Origin of the sequence: Pseudonocardia sp. NPDC049154 (genome assembly GCF_040648315.1) — a bacterium.
Lineage (GTDB): Bacteria > Actinomycetota > Actinomycetes > Mycobacteriales > Pseudonocardiaceae > Pseudonocardia.
Window position 1 is genome coordinate 21422 of the sequence record NZ_JBEZDN010000102.1, and the last position, 7303, is coordinate 28724.

Annotated in this window: 6 protein-coding genes; 4 read left to right on the plus strand and 2 right to left on the minus strand. The window is 72.4% G+C overall.

Annotated features, from left to right (window positions below; all coding sequences use genetic code 11):
* Positions 1–2: 2 nt before the first annotated feature.
* Positions 3–1523 carry a glycerol kinase GlpK gene (gene glpK / locus AB0B41_RS32790; RefSeq protein ID WP_358210264.1) on the minus strand — a complete coding sequence of 507 codons (1521 nt, stop codon included), beginning with the start codon at positions 1521–1523 and terminating at the stop codon, positions 3–5.
* Positions 1520–2281 carry an IclR family transcriptional regulator gene (locus AB0B41_RS32795; protein ID WP_358210266.1) on the minus strand — a complete coding sequence of 254 codons (762 nt, stop codon included), beginning with the start codon at positions 2279–2281 and terminating at the stop codon, positions 1520–1522. Before AB0B41_RS32795 ends, glpK (AB0B41_RS32790) begins: the two co-directional genes overlap by 4 nt.
* Before the next feature lie 166 nt (positions 2282–2447).
* On the opposite strand from AB0B41_RS32795, the gene AB0B41_RS32800 reads away from it, so the two are divergent.
* The 4 genes from AB0B41_RS32800 to AB0B41_RS32815 all read left to right on the plus strand — a co-directional run bounded on the left by AB0B41_RS32800 (position 2448) and on the right by AB0B41_RS32815 (position 7229).
* Complete coding sequence (locus AB0B41_RS32800; RefSeq protein WP_358210268.1) at positions 2448–3278, plus strand: MIP/aquaporin family protein; 831 nt, start codon at positions 2448–2450, stop codon at positions 3276–3278.
* Positions 3278–4795, plus strand: a complete 1518-nt coding sequence (gene glpK, locus AB0B41_RS32805; RefSeq protein ID WP_358210270.1) for a glycerol kinase GlpK — start codon at positions 3278–3280, stop codon at positions 4793–4795. Before AB0B41_RS32800 ends, glpK (AB0B41_RS32805) begins: the two co-directional genes overlap by 1 nt.
* A 32-nt stretch (positions 4796–4827) precedes the next feature.
* Positions 4828–6537: a glycerol-3-phosphate dehydrogenase/oxidase gene (locus tag AB0B41_RS32810; protein WP_358210272.1), complete on the plus strand. Its 1710-nt coding sequence runs from the start codon at positions 4828–4830 to the stop codon at positions 6535–6537.
* 143 nt (positions 6538–6680) lie between these two features.
* Complete coding sequence (locus AB0B41_RS32815) at positions 6681–7229, plus strand: DinB family protein (RefSeq protein WP_358210274.1); 549 nt, start codon at positions 6681–6683, stop codon at positions 7227–7229.
* The last annotated feature ends 74 nt before the right edge of the window (positions 7230–7303 follow it).

A 7303-nucleotide genomic window follows, 5' to 3' on the forward strand; every position in this document is an offset into this window, starting at 1 on the left:
GGTCAGCGCACCCAGTCGTAGCTGCGCGCCACGGCGCGCGCCCAGTTCTCGCGCTCGCGCTCGCGCACCCCGTCGGCCATCTCCGGCTCCCACATCGCGGCCCGGTGCCAGTTGGCGCGCAGCACCTCGAGGTCGGGCCAGTGGCCCACCGCGAGCCCGGCGACGTAGGCCGCGCCGAGGGAGACCGCCTCGGACCCGAGCGGGCGCTCCACCGGCACGTCGAGCACGTCGGCGACGTACTGCATGAGCAGGTGGTCGGCCGTCATGCCGCCGTCGGCCTTGAGCCGGGTGACCGGGATGCCGGACTCGGCGTTCATCGCGTCGACGACCTCGCGGGTCTGCCAGGCGGTGGCCTCCAGCACCGCCCTGGCCAGGTGCCCGCGGGTGATGTAGCTGGTCAGGCCGACGATCACACCGCGGGCGTTCGCCTGCCAGTGCGGCGCGTAGAGCCCGGAGAAGGCGGGCACGACGTAGCAGCCGCCGTTGTCCGGCACCGTCATCGCGAGGGTCTCGATCTGCGCGGCGGTGCCGATCATGCCCAGCGAGTCTCGGAACCACTGGACCAGCGAGCCCGTGACGGCGATCGAGCCCTCCAGCGCGTAGACCGGCCGCTCCCCCACCAGGTAGCCGACGGTCGGGATCAAGCCCTGCGCCGAGCCGCCGATCCGCGCGCCGGTGTTCTTGAGCAGGAAGGCGCCGGTGCCGTAGGTGCACTTGACCTCGCCGGGCGCGAAGCAGGTCTGCCCGACGAGCGCGGCCTGCTGGTCGCCGAGCGCCCCGGCCACCGGCACCCCGGGCAGCACCTCCGAGCACACGCCGTAGATCTCGGCGTTGGACCGGATCTCCGGCAGCATCCGCTCGGGGACGTGGAGCGCCGTGAGCAGCTTCGGCGACCACTCCAGCGTGCGCAGGTCCATGAGCATCGTCCGGCTCGCGTTGGTCACATCCGTGACGTGCACGCCGCGCCCCGGGCCGCCGGTGAGCCGCCAGATCAGCCAGCTCTCCATGGTGCCGAACAGGACGTCGCCCGCCTCGGCCCCCGCGCGGGCGCCCGGCACGTGGTCGAGCAGCCAGCGCAGCCGCGGGCCGGCGAAGTAGGTCGCGGGCCCGAACCCGCTGGTGGAGGCGTACAGCGGGCCGAGGCCCTCCTCGACCAGGCGGGCGACGATCGGGCCGGTGCGGGTGTCCTGCCACGTGATCGCGCGGGCCAACGGGGCGCCGGTGTGCCGGTTCCAGATCACCGTGGTCTCGCGCTGGTTGGCGATGCCGAGCGCCACGATGTTCTCCGGCTCCAGCCCGGCCCGCCGCAGCGCCTCGGGGACCACCCGGGCGACGTTGCGCCAGATCTCCTCGGCGTCGTGCTCCACCCGCCCGGGCTCGGGGTAGTGCTGCCGGTGCTCGCGTTGCGCCACGGCGAGCATCCGGCCGGAGCGGGAGAAGAGCAGGCAGCGCGTCGACGTCGTGCCCTGGTCGATGGCTGCGACCACGCGCTCGCGCGGCGGCGAGGTCCGCGGCTCGCTCATCGGGGCGTCACCAGGGACGCGGAGATCTCCCGGCCGGCGTGCTGCAGCTGCTCGGCGAGGTGCCGGCGGGGCTCCCCGCCTCCGCCGAACAGCTCCTCGACCGGCGCGGCGATGCCGAGGGCCGCCACCGTGAGTCCGCCGCCGGACCGCAGCGGGACCGCGGCGCCGCCGACGCCCGTCTCGAACTCCCCGACGTCCGTGGCCATGCCGCGGGCGCGCGCGGCGGCGAGATGTGCCTCCAGCATCGCGACGGTGCTGGCCGTGCGGCCGGTGTAGCGGCGCAGCTCCAGCTCGCGGGCCGGCGGCGTCGCGACCGGCGCGAACGCCAGCAGGCACTTCCCCCAGGCCGTGGCGTGCAACGGCTGCTCGGTGTTGGTGCGCAGGGTCTGCGGCGAGCCGTCCGGCCGGAAGACGTGGTGCACCAGGCTCGCCGCCGTGCCGACCGGCGCCGCGAGGTAGACCGCACACCCTGTCCCTCCGGCCAGGGCATCCGCCCAGTTCATCGCGTGCGCCCGCAGGTCGTGGCGGTCCCAGCCGCTGCCGAGCCGGCGCAGCCCGGCACCCGGGCGGTAGAGGGCGGTGGCGCGGTCCTGGTCGACGAGCCCCTCGTCGCGCAGGGTCCGGACGAGCCCGTGCACCGTCGGACGCGGCAGGTCAAGCGCCGCGGCCAGCTCGGCGAGGGCCAGCGGTCGGCCCGCGCCCCCCAGCAGCCGCAGGATCGCGGCCGCGCGCTCGACGGACTGGATCGCTCCCGGCACGGGTGGGAGCCTACGGGGGGTGTGATCCGGTCGACAGGATCAGTTCGACATTGTCGAACGTCGGCCGTTGTCGCGCCACGCACGCGTTCCTACCGTCTGTCCCGTTCGGCCCCCGTCCGGCGCGCACGCCCCGGGCGGGGGCCGTCACGACCGGAAGGAGAGTTCGATGCGGAACTCCTACTTCGGCGCGTTGAGCGCCGAGTTCGCCGGGACGATGATCCTGATCCTGTTCGGCAACGGCGTCGTGGCGCAGGTCGTCACGGCGCCGCCCAACAGTCCCCTGGGTGACCACGACTCGATCACCTGGGCCTGGGGCATCGGCGTCACGCTCGGCGTGTACGTCGCCGCGCGGATCTCCGGCGCCCACCTCAATCCCGCGGTCACCATCGCGCTGGCCTCCTACCAGGGCTTCCCCTGGAAGCGGGTCGCGCCGTACATCCTGGCCCAGACCCTCGGCGCCTTCGTGGCGGCGCTGATCGTCCGCGTCGTGTACGCGGACCTGATCAACCGGGCCGATCCCGGACACACGTCGGCCACCCAGATCATCTTCGCGACGTTGCCGGGCAACGGCGGCGGCGGGGTCTCGATCCCCACCGCCTTCCTCGACCAGGTGGTCGGCACCGCGATCCTCGTGTTCGTGATCTTCGCCCTGGTCAACGCCCTGAACAACCCGCCGCTGGCCAACATGGGCCCGCTGGTCATCGGCCTGCTCGTCGTGGCGATCGGCATGGCGTTCGGCGCCAACGCCGGCTACGCGATCAACCCGGCCCGTGACTTCGGGCCGCGCCTCGCGTCGTACATCACGGGGTACTCGACGGCCTGGGTCGCACCCGACGGCACGCCGTACTGGTGGTTGCCGATCGTCGCGCCGATCGTCGGCGGCCTCGTCGGCGGCGCCTTCTTCAAGATCCTCGTGGGCCGCTACCTGCTGCCGGAGGACACCGAGGAGCAGCCGGTCGGGCGCGAGGTCGTCGCCGAGCACGGAGGAGAGAAGTAATGGCCGAATACGTCGGCGCCGTCGACCAGGGGACGACGAGCACCCGGTTCATGATCTTCGACCACGGCGGCAACGAGGTGGGTCGCCACCAACTCGAGCACGAGCAGATCCTGCCCGAGGCGGGCTGGGTCGAGCACAACCCGGTGGAGATCTGGGAGCGCACCTCCTCGGTCATCCAGACGGGGCTGAACAAGACCGGGCTGAGCGCGAAGGACCTGGCGGCGCTCGGCATCACCAACCAGCGCGAGACGACCGTCGTCTGGGACAAGAACACCGGGCGGCCGCTGTACAACGCGATCGTCTGGCAGGACACCCGCACCGACCGGATCGCCTCCAAGCTGGAGCGCGACGGCCACGGCGACACGATCCGGCGCAAGGCCGGGCTGCCACCCGCGACCTACTTCTCCGGCGGCAAGATCCAGTGGATCCTGGAGAACGTCGACGGGGCCCGCGAGGCCGCCGAGCGCGGCGACGCGATCTTCGGCAACACCGACAGCTGGGTGGTGTGGAACCTCACCGGCGGGCCGAACGGCGGCGTGCACGTCACGGACGTCACCAACGCCAGCCGGACCATGCTCATGGACCTGGAGACCCTCGACTGGGACGACGAGCTGCTCGCCCTGTTCGGGATCCCGCGGTCGATGCTGCCGAGGATCTGCCCGTCGAGCTCGCCCGAGCCGTACGGCACCACCCTGTCGAACGGGCCGCTCGGCGGCGAGGTGCCGATCACCGGCATCCTCGGCGACCAGCAGGCGGCCATGGTCGGGCAGGTCTGCCTGTCGCCCGGCGAGGCCAAGAACACCTACGGCACAGGCAACTTCATGCTGCTCAACACCGGGACCGAGCTCGTCCGGTCGGACTCCGGCCTGCTGACCACGGTCTGCTACCGGTTCGGCGACGAGCCGGCGGTCTACGCCCTGGAGGGCTCGATCGCCGTCACCGGCTCGGCCGTGCAGTGGCTGCGCGACCAGCTGGGGATCATCTCCGGTGCCGCCCAGTCGGAGTCCCTGGCCCGCCAGGTCGAGGACAACGGCGGGGTCTACTTCGTGCCGGCGTTCTCCGGCCTGTTCGCCCCGTACTGGCGGTCCGACGCCCGCGGCGCGATCGTCGGGCTGTCGCGCTACAACACCAACGCCCACCTGGCCCGGGCCACGCTCGAGGCCATTTGCTACCAGAGCAAGGACGTGGCCGACGCGATGGAGAAGGACTCCGGGGTGCACCTGGAGGTCCTCAAGGTCGACGGCGGTGTCACCGCCAACGAGCTGTGCATGCAGATCCAGGCGGACGTCCTGGGCGTGCAGGTCTCCCGGCCCGTCGTCGCCGAGACCACCGCGCTCGGCGCCGCGTACGCCGCGGGACTGGCCGTCGGGTTCTGGAAGGACACCGACGAGATGCGCGAGAACTGGAACGAGTCGAAGCACTGGGACCCGGCCTGGAGCGACGAACAGCGTGCGACCGGGTACGCCCAGTGGAAGAAGGCGGTCCAGCGGACGTTGGACTGGGTGGACGTCGAGTAGGAACGCCGTCGTCCGGAAAGGAAGACCTGAACATGAGATCCGTCGCGCTCTCCCCCGCCGCCCGGACCCGGGCGCTGGAGGACATGGCCCGGGAGGAGCTCGACGTTCTCGTCGTCGGCGGCGGTGTCGTGGGCAGCGGTGCTGCCCTCGACGCCGCCACCCGCGGCCTGCGCGTCGGCCTCGTCGAGGCGCGGGACTTCGCGTCCGGGACGTCGAGCCGGAGCTCGAAGCTCATCCACGGCGGCCTGCGCTACCTGGAGATGCTGGACTTCCGGCTCGTCGCGGAGGCGCTCCAGGAGCGGGGGCTGCTGATCCAGAAGCTCGCCCCGCACCTGGTTCACCCGGTGCCGTTCATCTACCCGCTCCAGCACCACCTGTGGGAGCGGCTGTACGCGGGCTCCGGCGTGGCGCTCTACGACACCCTCGGGCTGCTCTCCGGGCAGTCCCGGGGCGTGCCGCACCACCGGCACCTCACCCGCCGCGGCGCGCGGCGGATCGTGCCGTCGCTGCGCAAGGACGCCCTCGTCGGCGCCCTGCAGTACTACGACGCCCAGGTCGACGACGCCCGCCACACCATGTTCGTCGCCCGCACGGCGGCGGCCTACGGGGCGCACGTGGCCACCCGGGCCCGGGTGGTCGGGCTGCTCAAGGAGTCCGGCCGCGTCATCGGCGCCGAGGTCCACGACCTCGAGACCGGCGACACGATCAGGGTGCGGGCCAAGCAGGTCATCAACGCCACCGGCGTGTGGACGGACGAGACCCAGGGCCTGGCCGGCGAGCGCGGCCGGTTCCACGTCCGCGCGTCGAAGGGCATCCACCTGGTGGTGCCGCGGGACCGGATCCGCTCGGACTCCGGGCTGATCCTGCGCACCGAGAAGTCGGTGCTGTTCGTGATCCCGTGGGGCCGGCACTGGATCATCGGCACCACCGACACCGACTGGGACCTCGACAAGGCCCACCCGGCTGCGTCGAAGGCGGACATCGACTACCTGCTCGAACACGTCAACTCCGTGCTGGAGCAGCCGTTGACCCACGAGGACGTCGAGGGCGTCTACGCGGGGCTGCGGCCGCTGCTGGCGGGCGAGTCGGACACGACGTCGAAGCTCTCGCGCGAGCACGCCGTCGCCACGCCGGTGCCCGGGCTGGTCGTCGTGGCCGGCGGGAAGTACACGACCTACCGGGTGATGGCGAAGGACGCCGTCGACGCCGCCGTGCACGGCCTCGACGCCAAGGTGCCCGAGTCCGTGACCAAGGACGTGCCGTTGCTCGGCGCCGAGGGCTGGGAGGCGCTGCAGAACTCGGTGCACGTCCTCGCCGAGCGCTCGGGCCTGCACCCGGCCCGGATCCAGGACCTGCTCGGCCGGTACGGCTCGCTGATCGACGAGGTGCTCGACCTGGTCACCGAGGACAAGACCCTCGGCGAGCCGCTGGCCGGGGCCCCGGACCACCTGCGCGCCGAGATCGTGTACGCGGCCTCGCACGAGGGCGCGATGCACCTCGACGACGTGCTCACCCGGCGCACCCGCACGAGCATCGAGACCTTCGACCGCGGCCTCGGCGCCGCGCAGGAGGCCGCCGATCTGATCGCCCCGGTGCTCGGCTGGACCGAGGAGCAGAAGGCCAAGGAGGTCGAGCACTACCGCGGGCGGGTCGCCGCCGAGCGGGAGAGCCAGACCATGCCCGACGACGCCACCGCCGACTCCGCCCGGATGGGTGCGCCGGACGTGGTGCCGGTCAGCTGACCCGGTTCCTGTGACGGCGAGCGGCGCTCTCGCTCATACGTAGTGAGCGGGAGCGCCGTTCGTGTGTCCGAAATGGCCGCTGGATGTCCGGAGATCGCGGTACGGTGCCCGCCCGACCTGCTGCCCGACGCGAGGAGGCCGCCATGACCACCACCCTCACCCGCGAGCGCGCGGACCTGCTGGAGTCGCTGCGCCGGCACCGCAACTTCCTGCGGCAGACCGTCGCCGGCGTGACCGAGGAGCAGGCGCGCACCCGCAGCACCGTCAGCGAGCTGACCCTCGCGTCGCTGATCAAGCACGTCGCGGACACGGAGCAGAGCTGGGTCGACTTCGCACTCGGCAAGCCGGGTGCGATGGGCGGCGACGCGGACTTCGGCGACTTCGACGAGGAGGCCATGCGGGCCGCGATGGAGTCCGGTGAGTTCGTGGACACGCGGTTCCTGCTGACCGACGCCGACACCCTCCCGGCGCTGCTGGAGCAGTACGACCGGGTCGCCGCCGCCACCGACGAGATCGTCACCACCGGGGACCTCGACGCCAGCCGCCCCCTCCCCAGTGCCCCCTGGTTCGAGCAGGGCGCCGAGTGGTCGTTGCGCCGGGTGATCCTCCACGTGATCGCCGAGACCTCCCAGCACGCCGGCCACGCCGACATCATCCGCGAGGCCATCGACGGCGCGAAGACGATGGGCTGAACCCCGGGGGAACGGCGCGCTCGCTCACACCTCGTGAGCGAGCGCGCCGGTCGGCCGGGCCTCGAGGAGTGACG

What these genes read in the sequence shown, in the direction of transcription:
- glpK (WP_358210270.1), top strand. Translation starts at nt 3,278, where the DNA reads ATGGCCGAATACGTCGGCGCCGTCGACCAGGGGACGACGAGCACCCGG.
- AB0B41_RS32815 (WP_358210274.1), top strand. Translation starts at nt 6,681, where the DNA reads ATGACCACCACCCTCACCCGCGAGCGCGCGGACCTGCTGGAGTCGCTG.
- AB0B41_RS32810 (WP_358210272.1), top strand. Translation starts at nt 4,828, where the DNA reads ATGAGATCCGTCGCGCTCTCCCCCGCCGCCCGGACCCGGGCGCTGGAG.
- glpK (WP_358210264.1), bottom strand. Translation starts at nt 1,523, where the DNA reads ATGAGCGAGCCGCGGACCTCGCCGCCGCGCGAGCGCGTGGTCGCAGCC.
- AB0B41_RS32800 (WP_358210268.1), top strand. Translation starts at nt 2,448, where the DNA reads ATGCGGAACTCCTACTTCGGCGCGTTGAGCGCCGAGTTCGCCGGGACG.